General features: G+C 51.9%; 1 protein-coding gene. It reads right to left on the bottom strand.

Annotated features, from left to right (window positions below; genetic code table 11):
- Positions 1–548 precede the first annotated feature (548 nt).
- Complete coding sequence (locus tag SAR116_RS06250) at positions 549–25289, bottom strand: VCBS domain-containing protein (RefSeq protein WP_041860804.1); 24741 nt, start codon at positions 25287–25289, stop codon at positions 549–551.
- Between the last annotated feature and the right edge of the window lie 376 nt (positions 25290–25665).

Here is a 25665-nt window from a genome sequence, read left to right on the forward strand (position 1 = left end):
TGCACCCACTGTCACAATGCCAAAAGGATTGAACATATTGCGGCGCATCACTGCATCAACCCCTTTGGGATCGGGCTGTGCATATATCACAAGAGAGTCTGTTCAGTTCCTGCCTATTTACCCGAGAGCTGTTATATTCAACAGGCAACCCGACAGATGTTCTCTTTGATGTATGCAATTCAAGATTGCAGTGCGTTAACCATTAAACGCAACTATATTCATAATAAGCAGTAAGTTAGGTTATATATCTATAGTGCAGGATCAAATTAATATAAAAGTTATAATACTTTTTCACGTAACCGGCCTGACAGAATTCGGGTATAGCCCCTACGGGGCATGCATATCACAGTGATCGGCAATTATGACGCCAAAACACATAGCCGGCATTCATCGAAAAATGTAGATTTGGTTTTGTTCACGAAATGTTTCACGTGAAACATTTTGGCTTCATGCTCGCGCGCCAAAGATAAACCCCCGCCAGAGATGACCAGGCGGGGGGCAGAGATCGTGCACCCCGCCCCCCTAAAGTAAGTTTCGAGAGCAAATTTCTATAGAACCGTGGGCGTGAAGTCTTCGATCGTGGCATCTTCCCAGACATCATCATCTGTCAGCACAAAGTCGGTGCCGACATCCCGTAACACAGCAAGGGCTGAACTGGTGTCTCCTTGTCTATCGTAAATTGCGAGATCGTTCACACCACTACCAAACCGTTCTATCAGCCTTACATAAAGTGTTATCTCGGTGCTATCTGCTACAGCACCATCTTGTTTGAAGCGTAGCATGTCACCGTCGCTACGTGAAAAATTGCGGGGCATATCAACGGCGCCATTTTCAGCTGTTGGCCTATCATCAATCAGAAACAGATCCTTACTTGACGTGCCAGTTAAATCTTGCGGGTAGGGTAGCGTAGAATCAGTGGCACCATCTATCTGATTGAATTCTCCAATGGCTGTGAATAACCGAATCGTCGCGTTCTCCCAGACATCGTCATCTGTCAGCACGAAGTCGGTGCCGACATCCTGCAGGATGGCAAGAACCGAGTTGGGGTTACCCTGCTCCGCAAATATGTACAGATCGTTATTGGTGGATCCCTCATCCATATTCTGCAATTGCGTAAAGAGGGTTTTGGCTGTCGTGTCGGCCGCCGCGTCATCATGAATGAAGCGCAGCATGTCACCAAGGACCGCCGGATTACCCCCTTGCGCGGCTTTGCTTTGTGTGAAGTTCGTCACAACATCAGCAGTAATTTCGACGGTTCCATCATCGTCGATCAGGAACAATTCACGGCTCCCGGTTCCAGTTAGAAATTGTGGGCTAGGAACTCCGGGAATAGAACCATCTGTACTCTTGCCATCGACCGGAGTGAAGTCACTCAGTTGCGGGCCCGCCGGGGGCTGAGAACCGCCGGGGGCAGGCGATTGTTGGGCGGGGGCAAAGGTCACGCCGGTCAGCGTTTCAAAGTCATTCGCATCAAAGTTACCGTCAAAATTCTCGATCACAGCGAGGATCTTGTTCGCATCCTCCGCATTGCCGGCATAGATTGTGATGTCGTTCTTTGTTGGATCGGTTGTATCGGCAACGGACTTCCACGAAACCGTATTACTGTTGCTGGCAATGTCGCCGTCGGCGGTAGAGAATTTCACCTTGTCGCGCCCATCCTCGAATTTGGTGATCACGTCGGCCTGCTCCCTGTTACCGGCGGTCGTGTCAACGGTGAAGATGTCGGAAATCAGATCATATCCTTGCATCTCTGCCTTGTCAGTGGGGGAGGATGGCGCTGTATCGACAAACCCGTCATGCGTTAGCACCAGAGGTACAAAATTACCATTTCCGCCCGTGGCAATAGTGGCGGTCATCACTTGTGACCAGCTCTTTCCATTATCAAAGGTTATGTTGAACGACATATTTGTTCCGTCGTTGACCTGCCTTTGTCTGCTTGTTTCTGGGTAATCGGCCGACCATTCCTTCAATCCGGAGCTACTGCCCCAGTTTGAAGCCGGCGCAGTATGGACGTAAATATGGGTGATCTCCTGAGCGGGCGCGTCCCTGAAATCAAGGAACGTACCTTTGCTATCCTGAATTTTAAATCGCTCCCAAAAACCTCCAAAATCAGTGCTTGTTGCCCTGAAGTTAGGGCGCACGGCCGCCGGCGTCCCCACCCCGTCGACCGCGACGGTCAGGGTCTGAGGCTGCAACTCGTCACCCGCCCCCGTCGTCGATGGCGTCAGGGTGATCTCGAATTTCTGATCGCTGTCAACCCCACCGACATTGACACCCCGCATCTGGATTTCGTTGCCCTGGATACGCACCTCGGCCGTGCCTAACTGGCCTGATGGCGAGCTGGCAATCCTCGCCGCCATATTATTTGTTCCCTGCGCCGGATTGTCGGGGTCGGTGAAAGCAAAGGTCGCCACCGTCACCCAACCGGCGTCATCAAAAGTCTCGTCAAAGCGGACATCTGCGGTGGTGCCGGCCTTGTCCTTGGCACCGGTCGTGGTCGGCGTGACGGTGAACGCCGTCGGACGTTCATCCTCGTTGGTGATGTTCACCGTCAGCACCATTTCGCTGTGCGTGTTGTCTTCCTCGCTGTCCGTCGCGCGGATCGTCAGTTCGAGGCTGCTGTCCGGGTTAGAGGTGTCCTGGTTCGCAAAAGTGCCACCAGTCTTGGTGATCCGGCCAGTCGCCGCATCAATCGTGAAATTGACGCCCTCAACCTGTATCGTTGTCGCCGTCGTGCCACTGTCCGTCACGAAGGCGTAGCGGATATTGGTGTCCACCGGTTTCTGGTTAGCCGAAGTCGATCCCGACTGACGCGCATTGGCGGTGTAGATTTCCTGACCGTCGGCAAGCAGTTCGCCCTTATTGACGATCGCGGTGGTGATCACCGTATCGTCGCTGGTGGCGGGGGTACCTTGGTTGTTGACAAATTCGGGCTTTGAAACTTGCACATTCACAGTCAGCGTGTAATTCGGCGCACCGGTGATATTAACTGTCAGATCATATTGATTATTCCCGTTATCGTTGAAGTTCGGCTTCTGGTTGGCTGCCCATTTCACGGTAACAACATAGGTGTTGTTTTGCTCCCCCCGCGCCACCTCATGCGTGAAGCGCGTGCTGTCGGAGAGTGAAATCAGGGAGGCATTCGTAGTATAGTCAGTGTCAACATCGGTGATCACGAATGTGGCAAGCACCTCATCCTGATTGAGCGCCTGGGTATTCTTGGTCAAAGAAGTGGCCGAGAGCGTGCCGGGATCATCCACCACCGTTACATTGATGGTCATGGTGTGTTCTTCGGCACTGAGATTGTTATCAGTACCGCTATCTTTCAGCTGATAGGTAAATGTCGCATAACCATTACCATTTTCATTTGCCACAGGTTTGAAAATCAGGGTGGCAAGTTCCGTAAGTGTCAATGTCATGCCGTTGGTCACAACTGTATCAGAACCATTGCGCGTGAATGACAATGTGCCTTTAGTTGGAAGGCCAGTGATTTTAATACCATCAAAGCTATGCCCATCCACATCGCTAAATGGTGCGCCACTACCACCAGTAAAATCAGCTTCGGTAAAGAACACGGATGTCCCGCCAACGGCACCGTTATCCTCGGCAACAGTCTTTGTCTTGTCACCACCCGTTGGTTTGTCATTCGCGCCATTGATGGTGATGGTGAAATTGACCGGCGCGCTGTCATCGGTGCCATCATTCACCACAAGGGTGATAGTCTTGACGATGGACTGGCCAGCGTCAAGGCCGTTTACCTCGGCGTTGTCATCCTTAATGTCGAAGCGATAGCTGCCATCCTGATAGATAAAGAGGGTGCCATGCGTTAAGTCGTACTCACGATAGTCCATTCTCCCCTTGCCATCATGCAGACTTCCTACAGCTGGATTTGCCACAACAGTCCCAGAGGTGCCAGTTCCTTTATCCCCGTCGGTGCCGCCAGCCAAAGCAGTGCCTGTGGTTGAACTAACCACCGACGCCTTTACGCTGAAGCCATTATCAAACAGGTTTGAGGGATCATCATCACCATCGACATCGCTGATTCTGATCCGGCCATTAATGTGGGCGGCGGGCGTAGCATCAGCCCCTTCGGTGTCGACACCATTATCAATGGATTGAATGACAGGCGCGTCATTCGCGCCGTTGATGGTGACGGTGATGTAGACTTCATCCGACAGCGCCTCGCCATCCCAGACCCGCACGGCAAAACGTTCGGAAAGGGTATCGCCCACATCCAGCCACTGCACATATTGATTGGCTTGATCAACGGTATATGTCCAGGTGCCATCTGCACGGATTTGCAAGGTACCGAATTGACCAGCAACCGAATAATTGTCCTTGTCAGCATTGGCGGTGAACGCATTATCAGCCGGATTGTCATCTGCCGCGGTAACATTATTATCCGCCACGGAGCCATTAACAGTTGTGGCACTGGCCGCGGTAAAGGTGAAATCACGTGCCATCTGCGATGGGTCATCACCAGCGTCATCATCGGTCACGGTCAGGCGGCCAGTTGCGGTCAGGCCATCATCGGTGCCATTGGATGCATTAGCAATACCGCCTTTTTCGCTGACCACCGAACCACCGACGCCATCAGCATGCGTCACAGCGCTGATCACCGGCCGGTCATTGGTGCCGGTGATGTTGATGGTGACCGGAACATTAACTTGAGCCCCGCGTGCATCGGTGAAGGTGAAGGTGAAGACATCGGTGACGGGCTGGTTCGCATTAAGTTCCTTTACACTGTCCCAGCTATTTTCCAGCACATATGACCAGCTGTGATCGCTCAGATTATAGGTCAAAGTACCATAGAGGCCTTTAATCTCTAACCCTTCGGCGACATCGGCGTTAGCGCTATCCGGCTGGTTATCGGCATTGTCGGCAGCGTTAGGTGCCACCTTTTTGGCATAGCGCGCCACCACGGTGCGAACATCATTGCCGCCGCCATCAGCATCGGTTACGCCATCAGCCGTACGCGTTGTTGACACGATAGAGACACCCAGATTTGCAGCGTCATTTTCGGCATCGTCATCACCTATGGTAAAGGTACCCGCGGCGGCATTATCACCAGCATTCACCGTCGATGGCGCCGCACCAATGGCGGCATTAACATGGCCAGCCTCGGTTACTGAATTATTATCAGCACCGCTTTCCTGTTCAAAATTATTCACCGCTGTCGGGTTATCATTATCACCCGTGATGGTGATTTTGATATAGGCGGTTTTTGACACGCCGCCCTCGTCATCGCGGATGCGGATGGCGAATTTCTCATAGGCTTTTTCGTCATCATTCAGCGCCTGCGTCGCCGCACGACCCTGTTCCAGCGTGTAGGTCCAGGCGCCTGTTGCCTCATTGATACTGAAATAGCCATAGACGCCAGACAGCTCGTTGCCAGTGGGATTCACGACAAAGCCTACATCACTTCCGTTTAACTTCTCGCTAGCCGGATCAGCCTTGCTGCCCTTGCCGTTTGACCTTCCGTCATTGTTGCTGAGAAGACTTCTGACAAGGAAGTCGAAATCGGCACTCTTGTCGCCAGCGGTTGCGTCATGCTCGGCATCGTCGTCGGTGAAGGACAGGGTGCCTGTCGCGGTCGTGCCCTTGTCGGAAGCAACATCATCCCCAGTGCCATCGATACCGTCCACACCCTTTCCGTTGTTCAGCCCGCCAGCCTCAGTCACACCGACACCTGCCAGATCGCCCTGATCGGCGGTGGCGTCATAGGCGGCGTTCGTGGTCGTGTCGGAGATCACCGGCGCGTCATTCGACCCGCGAACCTTGATGGTGACACTCTGTTCCCTGGTCGCACCTTCGGAATCGGTAACGATAAATTTGAATACCTCATTCGCCTTCGAATTGGCGTCGGCAATGTTATAGCCGTTCAGCTCACGCAGCGCGGTGATCATCGCCTGGGTTATGTTACCCGATGGGGTTGGCCCATTCGCCAACACATAAGTCCATTTCCAGCGCCCGCCGCCATCGGTGGAATCGTCACCGGTATAGCCAGCGTCCCATGCCAGCGTGATGACACCATATTTACCCGCGATGAACAGCGTGTTGTTGGTGGGATCGGAGTCCGGGCTCAATACCTTCGGGTTTCCGCCGCTTGCGGCAGTAACAAGCGTAGCCGGATCACGCATGACAGCGGCATTAGCAACGCTTCCGCCAGCCGTTACCGACCATCCCTTTAGCCCCAGATTGGCTGTGTTATCGACGGAATCACCATCCACCACCACAAAATAGCCATAGGCGTTGACTTTAGTGCCCGAGTCGGGCGAACCAGAACTGTGACCGGCAAAGTCATTCACGAAGGCCAAATCACCCTCATTGACAACTGACACCTGCTGGCCGGGAAAGCCATCACCAGCGCTGTTGACACCCTTTGTGTCGCCAGACTCGGTTGCTTCTGTATCCTCACGAACATTCGAAAACGGACCGTCTGCAGGCAAGAAACCCTCAATCCGGCCTTCGACAAACTGACCAGCATCAAAAGCATCTGCTCCCGCAACATCCCTAATGAAAACAAATGCCCGCAATTTCGATATGTCGGTTGATAGAGGCTTCATACCTTTCGGGATGACGAGAGGGTCTTCATTTTTGCGAACAATCAACGCAACATTAATGTTAGCCACCGAATAATCATCGGCATTCAAAATCACCTCCAGCACTATGCTGTATCTAGGATGATCATCCATCACCGAAGCTTGCGTCCCTAAAAATTTACCAAGATAATTAAACTTGCCCGTGTAAAGTGAGTTGTAATTATAACTCTTGTTGAACGACATTGTCCGAACCGTGCCATCCAGCATCTCCAGATCAAATCTCACTTCGTTCTGTAGTGTAACAGTAACTGGGGTATCAGCACCGTTTTGTTGACTGAATGACAGGCCGGACTTTACGTCATTGGTCAGTACCCCCGTATAGAAAGATGGTGGGATAAGGATGTCGGGCTGATCGTTGGTGCCTGAAATATTAATCGTCAGATGGATGATATTCGACTTAAGACCAGTTTGATCATATACGCGGATCGCAAAATGGTCTTGGCGTGTTACATCCTGGCTGATCTTATTGACACGATCAACCTCGGTCTGGGTGACGCCATTATTGCCCAGCTGGCTGTCACCTTCATGCGCGCCAAACAAATAATAATCCCAGGTGCCATTACTTTGGATAACAAGAACACCATATTTGCCCCTGAAAGCAAGGTTATTTCCTGTGCCTGTTTCACCCTTGAGCCATTGTAGATCCGAGACCGCAAGCTGCTCACCAGCCGACTCGCCAGCGGCAGCGGCTGCATTTTCTGGGTTCTCGTCTGCATCCCCACCAATAATATCATCTAGAGGAATTCTACTCGCTATCTCAAAGGTAAAGTGTTTATTTATGTCTGTTTTTTGATGCGGTTGACCCAATGCCGACACACGGTAGTTTGTCAGCTGTGCACCATCGACACCATCATGATCATAGAAACCAAACTTTCCTGAGGCTGTTTGTGCCAGAACGGCGGCATTGCCTCTAGCGATACCCGCCTCGAGAGCCGTCCGGTCATCATCACCTAGGCCGTCATGCTCGTGATACATTACTGGCGCATCATTTTCACCTGTGACGCGGACACGAACCTTTTTCTCGACAGCCGCGCCCTCTTCATCGGTCACGATGATGGTGAATTCATCATAGACGACATCGGCCTCACGCGCAGCCCATTCATTCCCATCCTCGGTGTCACCATCCCTATTTGAATCACGTGCAGCAAGCGCCCCATCAAGTGCCTGGGTATCAATATCGGCATTATCCAGAACATATTCCCATTCCCCCGAATGCTTGTTGAGGTAAAGCCAGCCATAGACACCCTTTTTCACCGTTTTGACATCGGCATCTTTAAGCGGGTTATTGTTACCGTTCGCATCATTACTGACGCGATCCGGATGCGGTAACGTGCCGCCCGGATCCCTCACCAGCGGCAACAACCCATCAGCTTCGGCATCTCTTGCCAGCACGGTAATATAGGCTTCAAACGCAGCGATGCGCGTCAGAATTTGAGCTTTAATGCGGGCAAAATCATTACCGAATTTGTTCATTCTGAAGGTCTTGCTGACAACTGTATTAGCTAGCTTATTAGCCGTGTCCCAACCGCTCTGGGCGGTATCCAGTGCGGTGACCAGAGTTTCAATATCCGTGATATATTGAAGCAGATTCTGGTGCAAAGCCCGGTTTCCGGCAGTATCGACCGGCAAGGCAGCCTTGGCATCTGTCAGTTTTGCCGCATAATCGCCTGTCAGATCGATATCGGCGTCAGGATTGCCCGCCATTGCAACCCTGACAGCAGCATTATAGCCGAAAAGAGGAATGATCGACGTAGGAGCCAGCCGGTCTGAATTTTTGATGACGAAGGTGTGCAGGTCGGCGGCGGCTGTTCCACCATCTGTGTCGACAAGATCAACATCCATACCATCAAAGGTTCCCCGCACCGTGTTGATGCCATCAAGTGCCTTGTTTGCCGATGCCGCAGACGGATCGGTTTCGTCACGCAATCGCCCATCATCACGGTAGCGGGCACCCGCCTCGAGGACATTCCCGATGATGATACCCTCATTGGCCACATCATCCTCACCATTTGGTCGACCATCCGGCCCGTTGGTGTCAACTTCTGTTGTCGGTGCCCGTACAACAATGGTGACCATATCATTCGCGTCAACAGTGCCGTCACCATTAATGTCCGTAGTCGACTGGAAAGTGATTTTTACCTCGCCATTCGCCTCACGCACCAAAGTGAATTTCGGATCTGCCTGACTTTCAGCAGTGCCCGTCAGCTTATTGCTGGTGATATCGGTCAATGTCAGTTTGCCGCCATTGAAGGCAACATAAGCCGGACGAGCTACACCATCAGGTAGAGTTTCGGTGCCACCTGCGCTAGCGCCATAGGAAATTTTGTTCGGTAGAACCAAGGTACCGTCAGCGCGGACAATAATATCATCTGCGAGACTGGCGGTTCCCATCGTGATACGCAGTTCGCCAAGGCTGTCCAGCACGGTCTCGACCAATGATACGCCCGCCACCATTGGTGCATTTTCCACATGCGTCCGTGTTGAAATACCGTGCGGCGTATCATTTGATCCCACCACCTTGATTTTGATGGTTTTGGTGGCACTGCTGCCGCCATCTTCATCCTGAATACGGATATTGAGCGTTTCAGTGACAACCTCGTCTTTGGCAATTTTATCGGCCTCATGCGTCAGAACATATTTCCACTTGCCATCTTTGTAGAAAATAATGTCACCGTAATTCGCGGTATAACGGCCTAATTCGGCGGCATTACTATCATCCAGAACAGTACCACCAGGACCACCATTCACACCAGACGTTGCACCACCAGGTGCCGCCTTTGCCGGTACATTGATATCCTGATTATCAGGCAGAGTAATCTTATTATTGCCATTAACAAGGATCGTCAGCTTGGTTGCCCCCGCATCATAATTATCCGCATCGGTAACATTCCAAGTGCCCGTGACGCTGTTATTGTCGTTCTCAACCCGTCCATCTTCGCTTTTTTGGTCTTCTTGCAGGACAAACTCATCTGCCTTGGTAGTAGATATAATATTGGTTGAACCATGACGAACCGCCGTGTACGAGGTCTCGCCACTTTCTCGTTGCGGCTGACCGGTGCTGGCATGATTTATGTCAGGCGTAAAGGTCAATGTGGGGACATCATTTGTTCCAGTAATTTTGATCACAAGTTCCTTGATGACAGAGCGTGCTTGAAATTCATCCTCTACCTGCAGATAGAACTTATCGTCTTTAACCTCACCAGCACGTATCTGCTGGGTTTTGGTGGCGTCAGCCGTATATTTCCATGTGCCATCTTCATACAAGGTCAAGGTGCCGTATGTTCCATTAATATCAAATCCGCGGCTTCTATCGGCATCATTGGCGGGATTCGTATCCACCAGATTACTGTTGTTCAAATTTGCCTGATTATTAATGGTGCCTGCATAAAGATTACTGATCCGTGAACCGATATCATCATCGCTGAAATTCCAGGTACCTTCGGCAATTTCTTCTGTTGTGCGTTGAGCCACGATCAATGCTTTTTCTGCTTCTACCGTGGTGCCTTGCTTGCGAGCATTTGCCGCTTCAGCCGCAGCGGTGAATTCAGCTTCAGTCCAGGCTTCCTGAACCGCACCATGATAATCCACTACCTCGTTAACAGGTGGGATATCAACTGATGGTGCTTCGTTGACACCGGCGAAAGTGACCTTGACAAGTACATTGGTCGTGTACACAACCTGCTTGCCTGTCACTTTATCAGTCAAACCCGCTGGTTCGACATTAACCTTAATCGAATAGTCCTCGATATGTTTGTCGCCATCCTTAGCCAGAGCAATCAAATCGGGGTGGTTAGGTTTTGGCGTGAAATAGACAATAAATTTATTGCCCTCACCGCGCTCAGTACTTTTTTCAACCGTGATCGTACCCCACGGCACATCAACCGGATTAATCGCCGTGAATATATCACCTGAGAAATAGGCATATCCCTTTTCCAGAACAACGGTGAATTCGCCCACTTTCTGTCTGCCTGTCTGTTTGCCATCGGCTGGCGCATAGTCATCGGCCTGATATTCAACAGCCTTTGGCCGGTCATCATAGTCAATATCGGCAGTGCCTGTGTAATCCCAGTCATAATCAAAGTTACGAACAGCAAACTGGAATGTCTGTTCAAATACATTGTCCGCATTTGGGGTGTCTGGATCGCCAACAACTGGGAACCGGCCTGTAACCTCCTCTTCGGCTGAGCTTGCCGGGGTACTGGTATCAACCACGCGAATTTTAACTTTGTACTCTTCACCCTCACCCTTAAGCTGCAATCCCTGACTAACAATATCCTCACGTGATTTAAAGGTCATCACGCCGGTATTTTCATCTAATGTGAAGTAGACATGATCCCCAAAAGAACTATCATCCGTAACAAAGTAAAATTTATAGGTTGTAGCAACGCCAGCTTCGCTGTTTTCTTCATCGTCGCCTTTTACCCGCGTATAGATTTCTTGCCACAATAGCGCTTTTTCAGCCAAGAGATTGTTATTATTGAAGGCCGCATGAGTGCCACCACCATCTACAACAGCCTGCGCCGCTGTTTTCAGCGTGCTGGCTGGTAATGCATTTACCGCATTAGTAAAGGCCAGAAGTGCCGCTGCAAAACCGTCAGAGTCAGCTTTGCTTAAAGCCTCAAATGTGCTTTCAACGAGGGCAAATACGGCGGGTACAACATCACCGACGCTAAAGGTCACAGCCGTTTTTAGGTAACCAGACGCATCCTCAGCCGCGCCTTGTACCTTAATTGAATTCCTATCTGTCGAGATATTGCTCGGCCTGTCATTTTCCGGCGTGATGACAATGGTAGCTGTCTTGGCTATCGGCGGTGTATCAGTATCGCGACCAACACCGTCAGCGTTATCGTCAATCGTGTAGCCGAATGTCAGCGTGCCCTTATCACCAACAGCGTGTTCGCCAAGGTGACGCAGGCGGATGTTACCAGCCGCAAGGTCAGCGAGCGTGAAGCTGGCATCGGCATGGCCGATTTCAATAATCCGCCATCCAGACGGATCCGCGCCCGGCTGATCATTGCCAACATTACGCTCAAGCACCGCCTGAATGCGCCCATCCACAATAAATCCGGACAGGTCGGTAATTACATATCTGATTTCAGCGGCACCATCAGCCTTGTCATAGTCTTCGGCACCTATTAAATCCGTATTCAAAACCAGATTGTCGCCTTCAATCAATTCGTTGAGTGGCACTGAATTCGTGCCTGTTGCGTTGGGCGCGTCATTTTCCTCGGTGACAATCAGTTCAACTTCGGCTGTTTCCGCAAAGGCATCCTTTTCATTCTGTTGCGCATCAGATGCCGGTGGCGTGAAGGTTATGGTATCCTCACCATCAGTGATGCTAAGCAACCGCAGGATAATTTTTGCCTCTTCATGGCTGATTTCATGCAGGAATACAACATGGCCATCCTGAAGCTGTTTCAGCGTGAAATGGTCAGTCTGCCAAGCCTCAAGATCGGTTCCTTCGGCAGGTGTTGCGACAAGAATTTTCCAGTCAGTAGCCGCGCCTGTGCTGGTGGTTTTTACCAAAATACGACCAGCTTTTCCGTCAGATGATTTGAGTAACACTTCACCTGCTGATGGCAGGCCGGTATCAGCTTCACGCGTTACTTCGCTATTGGTTTGCGCCGTGTAATCCCGCTTTAGCAGCTGGCGCTGGTCAATATTGGCCATATCCAGTTTGATTTTAACCTGATCAGCTGGCGTATCCACATCGACGATACCGAACATTTTATGTGTCAGTGTGATGCCACCCTGGCTGGTATCATTACCGGGTACGATGCCGTTCACCGCCGCGCTTGGGTCAATATTCACCGTTTCCTGCGGCACATTTTCGGCAAAGGTACGCTCGTCATCGGTGGCGGTTTTCTGCGGCGCGTTGCCATCCAGCGCGCGCATCGCCGCCCTGATGCCGTCAATCAGGTCGGTATTCACATTGCGATCATCCGCCGCGATCACCGCCGCCTTGTCGGCAAGGCCAAGCAGACCGTTGATCTGGGCACCATGCGATTCACCTGTCGTCTTGAACAATGCATCAAGGATTTGATCAACAGATTCACCGCCCAACACATGGATCGTGATCGTCGTGCCAGCAACAACAGATTTCACCGCCGCATCATTCGCCGCATCGCCAACCACCTTTATGGTGTAATTGGTGCCACCATTGGTGAAAGTGAAGCTGTGTGATTTCACATTATCAACCATTGGCGCGTCATTGACGTTGGTGATATTCACCGTTGCGGTCTGTTCGGGGCTGATTTTGCGTTCGGCCTCGGTATCGCGGTTGTCACGTACGACATAGGTGAATGTCGCGGTGAAGGCATTGGTGCCGGGCTTCTGGTCCGCCCCCGAAGAGACAAAGCGTACATTACCCGCATTGACATCGGCCTGAGTAAAGGAGGCGTCGGTTTTAGAGGTGGCCGTGCCGATATCGAGCTTAACCCAGTTGGTGCCATCGAAACGTTCGATCCAGCCCATTTTGACATTGCGGTCATCATCGGCGGTCTGGCTGTTTGTCTGGTGGTAATTGGCATCCTGATAACCGGTGATGATATAGACGATATTGGACGGAGACGTGGGGGTATTGCTCTCAGTGTTAATACCGTCCTCATCCGAGCTACGCAGATGCGCCGCGGTCAGGATGACAGATGACAGATTGGCACTGTCGCTACTATTCTCGCTACTCTCGTCCACCGTTGCGGTGACACTGGCCACCTGCGCGGCCGGGGTAAAGGTACGAGCGGCGTTACCAGCACTATCCAGTGCTGTAGGCCCGCTGACTGTGCCGACCTGATAGTAAGCCTCCCTAACATCAGCACTGAGCGCATCCCACGCTGTTTTCGTCATGGCATGAAGGCTCCAGCCATTTTCAGGCAGGTCAGGCACGGCAGGATTAGCACCCTGTGCAACATATATTATGATAATGGCGGCATCACCCGTAGCAGCACCTGTATCAGGCAAGGCCAGCTTGCCATTTACCGGCACCATGAAGTAGAGCGGCTGGCCGACATTGGGGTTGGTATTGTCCGGATCGGTATTGGCATCACCATAACGCCAGATCACACCATCTTTCAGGCCTTCGAGGACATCATCATCAGCATCGGTATTACCGCCGATATTGATCGCCGTTGTCGGATCTGTCCAGTCCAGCGCGATTTGAGATGTCGGCTGGCCAGACGTGGCGTCCACCGTCTGGCTGAGGATACGCAGATTATCGGGTGCCTCGTTCACATCGACCGGGCGCACCTGATAGGTTTCCGAACCCACCGTGGCATCATCGGCGATGGTTTTTACCCGGCCGCCATTCACAAATTCGCCAGTGGCGCGGGTGATCGAGGTCACGGTGAATGTGGGGTTGCCTTCGCCGTCGTTCTCACCACGCGTGACTGTGACCTCGGCAAAGCGATATTGATCAGCACCAACAGCTTTGACCAACGCAATAATGTTATCGGGGAGATCATTACCGGTGTGATTATGCACCAGATATAATGTCAGCGTTTCACCGACTTCATCAAAGTCTTCATGGGCAAGGTCTGCCGCTGTCAATGTAAGTGTGGCCGTTGCCGCCGTGCCCGAAGCAGAGTTATGACCATTCACTTGCCCCGCGTGATAGAATGTACCGCCATTATGATGGATGGTAATAAGAAGGCTTGCGGGTGTTTCCACGGATTCGTCAACGTCAGGGGTCAATGGATCATCCTCGACGGCTGGAATCTTTAACTCCTCTGCCGCATAGACCGCCGTCGGCGCGTTGGTATCCGCATCCGGCTGGGCAATGCCATCCCATGTCGCCTTGGTGAAGGCGAAGCGCGCGCCACCAGCCGTACCGTCAGCATCAACAAATTGCCAGCCGGTAAAGTTGGTTTCATTCCCCATATTGGTCGGTGCGGCACTGCCATAGCCGATATCGAGATCATGGACATAACCTGCCTCAAAATTGCGGGCGTCCTCGCCGTTCTTCAGGAACAGGACGTAATATTTTTCATAATCTTGCGGTGGTGTACCGGCCGCAGGCGACAAACCTACCACCCTGATTTCAAACCTGCTGTTGATGTGGTCATCGCCATGGTCGACAAGCCAGAAATGTTCCGCGTCAGTCGTCGATTTCAGTATGCCGACAAATACCAGCATGCTGTTCGCCGGTTGTTCAGAAGACTTTGCCAATCCTCCCTGAAACCTTCCGTCCGGGAAGGCCAGAACACCTGTATGGTTCTCGTTCACGCCGACCTGGCCGGAAAATTCACCTTGCTCGACCTTGGCTTCGCTGAATACATTTTTCAGCGCGATATGGGCGAGCAGATCACCCTTGTTGCTGTCATTGTAAGTTCTGTAGGCGTCCTTGACGGTTGCATTCGCGACCAGTATCACCGTGCCGTTGACGATGGTGAAGTCGGTGTCCTTTGACAAATTGCCGCCATCACTGGTGCCAGCACCACTCAGCTGGCCGGTATCAGTCGCCGTGACCGTGACCTTGAAGCTGTCGCCACGCGCCAAGATATGCGTTGTCCCGTCGGCAAGCGTCAGTGTGCCGCCAACAAGATTGACGCCGCCTGGGGGTATGTCAGTGCCGATACCGCCCTTGAACTTTAGCGTATAGGTTACTACACCATTGTTATTGCTTGACTCGACAAAGAAAAGGTCGGCAATCGGTACCTCTGTCCCATCCGGCAGGGTCGCACTTTGCACGGCGATTTCACGGCCATCGGCAAGGGTCAGCATCACGCCGCCTGCCTTGACGGCAAAGCCAGTACCCTCGCCGTTGTCGTTTGTGGCAGTCAGCGTACCGACAGTGCCATCATTACCGATACCGGTTGAGGAAATATCGACATTCCAAGGTGCTTCATCGCTGTCATTGACATTATAGTGATAGGTCTGGGTGGCTATTTGCTCACCAGCGCGGCTGGAACGGTCAGCCGGATCATCGCCCAGCTCGGATGTCGATGCCGCCTCGACAACAAAGACATAATTGCCATCTGTACGGCCATTGCGGACGGATTCAAAATCCGGGCCACCGGTCTTGAAGACGATGGTCAATTTGCCATTCACCACCGCCAGTGTGACAAGCGCATTATCGTTTTCATCAGGTTTGGCAGGATCAATGGCTTTTAGACGATAGACAATCGCATCACCATCGGCATCCTTTGCACCCTGTACGATAATGCCTGTGCTGGCACCGTCCACATACCCGCCGCCCTTATATTTGACGGTGGCATCGGCAGAATTAACTGGCGTTTCATTGGTGCTGGAGGTGATTGTTGCATCCTCTGGCGCAGTGACCTCGGACTCACCAACCGGATTGCTGTTTTCAACGATCTTGTTGTTGCTGTCATCACGCACATATTCGTCATAATGCGTGCCGGATTCCAGTAACGGATTAAGCGCTGTGAATATTTCCTGAACAGTCTGTTTGATCTGCGTGTCATCTTGCTCGGAAGTGTTTTTGGTAAGACCCAGCCGCTCTAGCTGCGGCACAGTCAATCCATGAATGGCGGTAATCAGGCTTGTAACCGTATGACCCGCATCAGCAGGCAACGTGATGGTGAGGGTGTTAACAGCCGCCGTAGCCGGATTAGCACTTGGGTCAGCCGCTACCCCCATTATTATCGGTGCGTTACCAGTTGCGATTGTAACAGTCCATTCCACACCATTGATCGTAAGCGTGAAGATGCCATCCTTTACCTGTGCGGCATTCACTTCAGCATCTGTGGTCGCCAGCTTGAAATTCTGCAGGTCGGACACCAGCGTCACGCCATCATCAGCCTGATCAAAGGCTGGTTCCTCGTCATCCAGATTTTTCAGCGGCACGACATAGGGAAGTTTGACCTGTGACGGCAGATTTAGCGTACCGTCATCGACCGCCGTGCCACCCTCGGTGTTGCGGGTTGCGGTGCCGGTGGCAGTGGTACCGGGCGTTAACCCTTCGGTAAGTACATAGAATTCGCCACCGTCAGGTATTTGCCCCAGTTTCAGCACCCAGCCACCATTTTCGTCCTTAATGGCATAAACGACATCGCCCGCTGCGGGGACATAGGCTTCATAGCCGGTCTGACCAGTACCCAGCGTCGTGGCATTCAATTCGACCTTTTCGCCACTGGCGGTATAAAAGGTCACCGCGGCCACCGACACCGTCAATTCAGCAGAGGTGCCTGCGCCGGACTGCACCGTGTTGTCAGCAGGAGTCTTGATTGCAGTTGTGAGATCGGCCTTCGTGACTCCGCCACCAGTCAAGGGCGTTTTCTGTTGCGCGGTCAGGCCATCGATCGCATCAATCACATCAGACAGGTTCACACGATTTGCGTTGATCGTTACGGTTATCGTTGTACCCTCTTGTGGAGTGGAGTGAACTGCTGTAGCAATGGGCTGTTGGCTGGCGTCCAAAACGATAATCAAGCGAACGGCACCAACGTTGAATCCATCGGCGTCCGTAACACCGATCGTATCTGCTCCGGCCTGTGCCGCCTTACTGGTATTCACCGTCACCGCACCGCCGCTATAGCTGAATGTGCGGGCATCGGCATTTCCGGCATCACCATCGGCCTGAACCCCGGTCTGGCCGGTAAAGACAATCTTCCGGCCCCCGTCATCGACGGTGAAGGTCAGGTTCAGATCGGCCGCCAGTTTCCGCGCCTGGGCGGCGATTCCCGGCGTACCTTCCGGTGCCACATTTGGCGTGGTGGCGGCATCGTAATCCGGCGCACCAGAGCCTTTATACAGAAGCCACCACTGCCCAGTGGTGTCATCAGCAGTGAAGGTACCATTCACATCGACCCTACCCTGCATGACCTCGTAATCATTGTTAGCCGTGCCATCCGCGTTTGTGACCTCGACGCCTTTGATTTTCGAGAGTGGCACGCCCGCGAGGCTGACCGCACCAATGACGATGGGTGTTCCAGAACCATCCGCATTTTCAAACAGGCCGCCAATGGTCTGCGGCACCGGTGTTCCCCCCTGAACCACCGGTTCGTTCTGGGCTTTGGTTTCACCCGATTTCAGTTTTTCAGGCGCAGCAACAGGCACCGCTATATCAGGCCCATTACCATCGCCATCAGCCACCGCAGGCAATGCAGGCGTGGTGACGAATGCCGTCTCGTAAACGATGCTGAAATCGACTTCATGTGTTTCACCGCGCGCATCACTAACCGTGATCGGCAAGGTAAAGCGGCCACCAATGAAATCCGCCAGCCGCGGCAGACCAGCCGTACCGCCAATATAAACCAGCGTATGAATGCCCGTGCCCTCATCCGTTTCCACGGTGAACAGATCACCAAGCGGCCCGCCAATGGTGAATTCATGCGTATCACCCGCGTCAATGTCCGAAACGGTTATCGTGCCGAGGGCAAGCCTGACAGGGTTGTCTTCGTAACCCGCCTCAATGGTCAGGCGTGCCTCGCGCCCCTGCATGCCCATTACCGCGTTGGTAAAGGCCAGTTTCAGCGGGGTGATGTCATTATTCTCACCGGCGGCAATATTCAGCGCCGTCAGTTTTTCGGCAGGGGTGGCAGGCGTACCCGCAGTGACTTCAGCATTAATGTGATCCAGCAATGCCTGTGCGGCAGTGACAAGGGCATTATAATCCGCCGCCAAAACCCCCTGTAGAAGCACCGCTTTTGCCGCAGCATCACCATTATCATAGGCGTTTTTCAAAGCTGTCAGGGCATTGGTTAGCGCTGTAAGGCGGGCGGCGATATTTGCCGCATCGGTGGCTGCGACAGAACCTGCGTCATTATCGATCAGCGTTTGATAGGCGTCATTCACCGCCGTCACCAGATCAGCAAGTTCGATACCATCATCGATACGCAGATCGGTTGGTGCCTCATTCGCCTGTTGGACATAGATTTTGAATGTCTTGGTCGTGGTTTGCGGGGCACGCGCATTTGGCAAACTGGACGTTGAGGTCGCCTTGACCTGAATCAGGAAATATTTACCGCCTACATCCTCGCGCGCACGTTCATTTTCATAATCGAACACACCCGCATCAAAGGTCAGCACGCCGCTATTGCGGTCAATCGAGGCATATTCATTATCAATATTTGCCGTATCGGCAGTAAGTTCATAGGTGATAATCTCGGTCTTGGTCGCGATTGGCAGGCGCGCATTCGGATTGCGCCCCGCGACATTATCGGCATCGGTGGCGACAAGGGTAAAGCTTTTCTGTGCCGCGGTACCTGTTGCCTGTTCGTCGATTTCGGTGTTGGCAGGCAAGTCCTTGATGACAAAATCGGCGGCAGGTTCACCCGTCAGACCCTTTGCGACTTGACGCTGGCCAGGCGTTGCCACCGCTTCACCTGTTTCATTGGGGGTCAATGTTACGGTAAATGTATCATCATCCAGATCCTGATCGGTGCCATTGTCACTGCGCGTAATCGTGAAGGTAGCCAAAACAAACTGGTCAGCGGTCAAAACCGCAGTGTCAGCAATGCTTTTTACCGTATCGTCGCTCCTATCAGCTACCAGCTTAAATTTATGATCCCCAACCGCCAGCGCATCCAAAGTAGCGTGATTCAGCGTCACATCAGTATCAGCGATTGTATTTTCGGTTTTGCCATCACCGGAATAGAGTTTGCCTCCGCCAATCTCAATAACAAGCGTGAGATCATCACCAGCTACCGTGCCCGTAACCGCAGGTGTCTGTGTTGAATCAAACAGACTGGCATCATAAGCAAAGCTGTCCGTGTTTCCGGCGCCCTTATTCGTCGCGTCACCGTCCTTTTGCACGAGATGCCGACCAGTAAAGGCATCTGCCGCGCCGACATTTTTGCGGGCATCAGCGGCGTCTTGTTCATTCGGCGTGCGGAACCCGTTTTCGGCCTGGAATACGGCATCATTGTCATCGACATTGCGGGTATTGATAACATGTTTGATGGTACCCGGCATCGGGGTGGTGACAGTATAGGTTAGAACCTGCCCGTCAACATCTGCGGCAGTACCTGCACCATTCATCGTCACGGTGCCATCGGCGGCAACGGTGCCGATGACATAATATGTCGTCCCCGCCAGATCGCCAATATCCGGGGTGGCCTTGGCAGACCATGTACCGTCTTCATCCTGCGAGACATAGATGGTAAGTGCCACACGCTCGTCAGCGACCGTGCCCATATCGGCTACAGTGCCAAGCACAGTTTCGACAGCGGCGATTAATGCCGGAACCCCCGCAAAAGCGCGTGCAGCTTCTGCTGGTGTAGTTACTTCGTCATCCGTATCTACCGCTTTGAGATTGTCAATGGCCGTTTGCAGGTCGGCTCGGTTTTCACCCCTGGTTCCGAATGCAATCCAGGCTGTTTCAAGGGCGTCAAGAAGGTCTTTTGTCCCTTGTACAAGATCGGTGTAGGTTTGTCCTGCACCTCTAATTGCAGTAAGTTTGGAGCCAAATTCTGCAACGGTTCTGGCGGCGGCCAACGTTGCCATATTCTCAGGCGTGACGTCATCGTCAGTGAAGGTGAAATTGGTGAAGGTTTTCGCCGCAAAGGTAATGCGCACGTCAGTGGACACAACCGTCCCATCCTTGGTGATCGCAGGCAGATAGATCACACCCGCATCAATATTATAAACTTGCTCTGCAAGGGTTGGTTGCTGCAACGTCAATTTGGTAAATTCTTCGTCTATGGCCGCCTTGTCCAACGCTGTTTTAAGGTTGGGAAGTGTATCGCCCGGAGATGTAATAGTTATAACAACATTGCCGTCTGCATCGGTTGCGGCCACGGCGTTGGCATTATTGATGTCAGCATCAATTTCCGAGACAAAACTCAACTTGGCAATATCGACCAGTGCAACAACATCCGTGTTTTCCTTGAATGCTCCATTCAAATAGGTAAATACATCGGCAACCGAGGCATCAGCCGCAAATGTGACAGTGATTTCACGGCCATTTATCGAAACCACTGGATCTGTGCCATTATCACCAGTATGCGCAAAAACAAACGTAACCGGATCAGGTGCGGCGGCAGGTGTCACCGAAACGGTGATCAGATTTTTGGCATCACCGCCGTCAGTAGCCGCATAGCTGAAGGTGGCGTCATTTGTGGCGTCATCATCGCCGGAATTGTCGACACCATCGACCTGAACATCTTTAAAGCCATTGAAATTCGCTTCATGCAGGCGGGTTTCGATCGTCGTACGGGTCAATTCGACCGTACGCGTCGGGTCAGCACCTTCATAATCAGGTGTTGTCCGGCCAACATGCGTCAGCGTCTGCTTTGCAGATACGCTCTCGCCAATACCGTGCTGGCCGCCCCGTTCCAAAAGGTGAAATTCATCATTATTGTTGCTGTCGCTTTTCGGCGCCAGCGCATATTCATAGGAGATCGCAAGCGTATCATCCACCTCATTAGAGTCCGTCGGAGTGGTGTTGAAATCCTCAGGTTCCAAACCGTCCTCATGCACTGTCCAGCTGGTGGTTGGCGCGGCCATGTTCGGGCTGTAGGTGCCATCGGCGGCAACGGTGCCAATGACATAATGGGTGCCTTGAACGTTGCCGATATTGGCTGTGGCGATGGCCTTGACAACCCAGTTAGGTACCTGTGTGCCGGTGCCATCATCACGCGTGCCGTCCTGAATGACATAGATGGTCATGGCAGGGCGTTCACCGGCCTCTATCGTACCATCGCCGTTATCATCCGTGGCGATTGTCACCACGGTTTCGGCAAAAGACATTTTGGTACCATCAGCCAGCGTGATTTCACCCGCGCCGATGGTGATGGTTTCGGTGGCTTTGTCAGGGTTGCGCGCTTTAAGCAAAGCGTCCAGATTGGTTTTTGCCGCTTCAATGGCAGTAACATCATTGGCAGCAACATTTGTACCTGCCAAGGTAATGGTAATATTATCACTATCGGCACTTTCAATGCCTGCGGTTCCATTTTGGTCAACTGTAAATGTAATGCCACCATCCAACGATAAGATGGCTTTTAACGCAGCTCGCTGGGCATTTATGGTTTCGGCGGCTAGTTTGGCCGCTCCTTGATCATCAGATCCATCCGAAGCTGGAACAGGCTCATCATTAGCCCCAAAGAGTTTATCAAGTGCTGTTTTCACCTCAAGAGCAGTTGCACCAACCCATAGCGTGATCGTAATTTCCCGGCCATTTACGTCGATAATAGCGGCTGAACCTGCATCATCCTTTTCCGCAAAGACTATGGTCACTGGCGTTGCATCAACGGGCGCGTTCTCCGCCCGCGGTACCTCAATAAACGTGCCATTGACCTGCAGATCACCACCAACAGGCAGACCGCCTGTAAAGGAGAAAGTATCGCTATTCACGTCATTGGGTTGACCAGCGGCGATGTTATCCGCCTGTCGGTTAGCACCGCGATCCTGCCCTTCAGCCAGTGTCGGGCCGCCCGCATTCGGATTCAGCACATCATGCTGGCCGGAATATTCGCGCGTATTACCGCTAGTGGGCGTTAAATACAGGCCGGTTTGCGATACGTCCTGCACCAGAACGTAGGTTTCCGGATATGAGCCGCCATCGGCATCATTGTAGGTGACAATGATTTTATAGGTTGCGCCAACAGGTTTAGCATCCCCCGTCAGAACCAGTTGCCATTGATAGACATTGTCAAGCAATGTAGCGGCATCATTGTCGGCACCGTTACCTATCTTGACCAGTACCGCCCTAAACAGTGCGCCATCGGGGGTACCACCAATGGTGAAAGGCGGTATTGCCTCATTAACATCCGTTTGCGCATTAATCAGCGTTTCCAACGCATCATTGTAACCCCCCCGCGCCGTATTTGTATGCGCCGGATCAAATAATTCCTGAAGCATGGTTGTTGCCGCCGCAATAACAGCCGCCGATTGCGCGGCATTTCCATCACCCGCATCAAGTTTGCCCAGCGCATCAGCAAACGCCTTTAGCCGCGCGACAATATTTGTGGCATCGGCACTTTTCAGCATGGCAAAGGCATCATCAACATCAACAACCAGCTTCATAATGGCCGGATTGGCCGTTGCCGGGGTAGAAAAGAACGTTTTGGCGTCGGTCAATTTGGCGACAACATCTGCCCGTTCATCGGCCAGACCAGTTGCATCATAGGCTGTATCTAGTGCGGCCAGCACGGCATCGGCCTTGGCCACCAGATCATCCATATAGCCAAGATTTGTCGCCGCTTTTACCGCAGACAGCGCGTTATGAAATGCTTCAAATGCGGTCAGGGCGGCATTTGAATCAGCTAGATTTGCCGGCAAAGCATCAATCGCTTTTTTGGCCGCATTAAGTGCAGACAAACGTTCAAGACCTGCATCCTCTACATCCGTTGATGTCAAATTACCGCCCGGATTACCGCCCAGATGGACAACACCGTCAGCAACACGATATACCTCGGCGACTTTAAGCGCCCTCGTCTCAGTGGCAAGAGTGGTAAAGGCACCATCGTTTGTTATGGCCGCATCATCATCTGTACGCGCGGTTGCTGCCGCTCGGAAGACGTCATAAGCGGCTTTATCCGCGGCCTCATCACCTGCGGTGGTGCCCGCTACGATCAGCGCCTTTGTCGCGTTGATGAATTCGGCGATTTTATTCTTGTCACCCTGACCCTGGCTGACCTCACTAACCGGACGACCGCCAATATTCAGATCGATCAGCGCATCCAGCGCCTTTTGCAAGGCCGCCTGTGCCGTAGCAAAGGCACCATCTGCCAGCGCGTCGTCCAATGTATCTTTTGCGGTGATCACACCCTGAATAGCCCTTAGCACAGCAACACCTGATAATGCGGTATCTGTCGGGGTGTCATTCACCGGATTGACCGTAATGGTCATCGTCACTGGTGCGGATTGCAAATTTGTACCGGCATTGTTCGGGTCTTCATCAACAGGACTATCAGAATTATAGGCTTGGCCTTTTTCCTTGGCCTCAACCCGGTAGGTCAGTTGCGCATCACCGCTTTGGTTGTTGCTAGGGGTGTAGGTGAAGACACCACCCTTTATCCAGGCGATGTTAATTTTCTGACCTGCTACGACCGCTACATTTTCTTGCCCTGCGTTTATGGTGTTGTTATTATATGTAAATGAAGCTATGCCATCTACCACGTTGAATGTCAGAGTGCCATTCAGCGTGGTAAAAGTGATCGCGCCAAATTCCTCGTTCAATTCCGAATCAGAAAAACCCAAATCAGATAGCGAAATTTCCCGCGACGTGTCTTCATTCGTGGATAGGTTATTATTTGGCGCGGCCGATGGGCGACCACCACCATAATTTTCTGCCTGCTCTATCTGATGTTGAACTTCGGATTCGGATTTCAAACCGACAACATCATCCAGCGTCTGCTTTGGATTATTATCATTCTTGTTGTTATCGATGACCTTATTGATCTCATTTACAAGCTTTTTAATAGCCTCGCTGGCCTTTTCAGCCGATGATCTGTTAGGTGTCGAATCTTCGCTGACAAACCGTTCCAAAGTCGCCATAACGCGAATTGCTATTTTTTCAATGATATTTGATTTTGCGTCAAAACCATCCATCATAGCTTCTGGCACTAACCGATAATTCAAATGCGTCAGGATATCATTGATTGTGACACCCGAATCCGGAAACAGAAGATCAAGAACATCCTGTCGAGCGCTAGAATTCACGCTATCCAATAATGTTGTCAGAGGCGAAGAAAATGTAGCTGACTGACCTGGTATAGAACGTACGGAGCCACCCGTATAAATCTCGCCTGTCATCGCATCAACTGAGCCTGTCAAATCAGCCTCATAGCCATAGGTCGCAAGTTGCACACGCTGTGCCGGAGTCAGGTTGGAAATATTAAACTGACCATTCACATCGGTGACAATCTGGTTGCCATCGCTATCAAGCAAAGGCACACGGTTTCCATCCTTATCCAACAAATAGATTTTTGCTCCACGCGGCAGACCCTTTGATACCTGACCCGTATTGCCAAGCACATTTGCAAGCGCTTTTTGCGTTTCGGTAAGCGTGCTCTTGACTTCAGCTAGCTCTGCGGGGTCCGCTGAGCCACTAGCACCTTTTGTACCAGGCAAGTTCGTAGGATCGCCCACAGGATCACCCGGCACTTCCTTAGTTACCGGCCTATCGACATAGGACGTGCCACCCGCACAGGCGGCAAGGCCAATACCCAGCAATGTCCAGACAATGCCGGTACCCGCCGCTTCAGCACCTTTTTTCGCGGCATCTTTTTTCAACGGCGCGCCTTTTGATGACATGCCTTTAAGCGCTTCACGCCGTGCGGAGCTATTTGCGACCAGTTCCTGTTGCGCCAGCGCCTTCATCACTGTTTCCTTCGACAAAGCGGTTTTACCAACACGGTTTGTCTGGGCACGGTTTGTCTGGGCACGGTTTGTCTGGGCACGGTTTGTCTGGGCACGGTTTGTCTGGGCACGGTTTGTCGTGGCGCGGTTGGTTGCGGTTTTTTTAGCTGCCACCTTAACGGCAGGCTTTTTTACGGCAGTCTTTGCCTTAACAGATTTAGCCGTGGTGTTTGCCCCGGCTTTCTGTCTGTCCTGCTTGCTATCCGTATCGCTATCCATCCGCCTTGCGCGGGCGGCGACAGTGCCAGACGAGGACGCCTTTGGCTTGCGCTTAGCCGCGTTAGGCGATTTACGCTTGCCAGCTACGGGCTTGGTTCCCGCCTTGGTTTTTTTGGCCTTGGCTTTTACTGTGCCCTGATGCTCGACGATATCTTCGTCAATCTGATCAGTATTATAATCATCAGGTGAATAGCGATCTGAATTCGTCATAAATAACTCCGTTGGACAATCCGAGTTTGAGTTTCACACACTCCCTCAGTTCTGAAGTTACGGGACACCTCGTTAAAAAAAAGTTAATGGCCGCAAAAAAATTGATATTTTTTCTTTTTTTTAAATTAGAAAAATGCAATATATACAGGTATTTAATCTTAATTACACCGTTGCAATCTGATCTGGCCATACGCCTATGCGTATATGTATGACGACCCCATAACAGCAAATCCGATGATAGAATCATCGGATTTAAACTAGTCTAAACTATATGAAAAATAATGATTTTTTGACGCAGAATGCCTATGGCGTATGGTGCCGGAATGGCACCCAGAATAAAGCCATTAAGAGACATTGTGGCACGGTTAAAACGATA

The organism is Candidatus Puniceispirillum marinum IMCC1322, from assembly GCF_000024465.1.
Taxonomy (GTDB): Bacteria; Pseudomonadota; Alphaproteobacteria; order Puniceispirillales; family Puniceispirillaceae; genus Puniceispirillum; species Puniceispirillum marinum.

Coding starts and splice junctions, on each gene's coding strand:
- SAR116_RS06250 (WP_041860804.1), bottom strand. CDS start 25,289: ATGACGAATTCAGATCGCTATTCACCTGATGATTATAATACTGATCAG.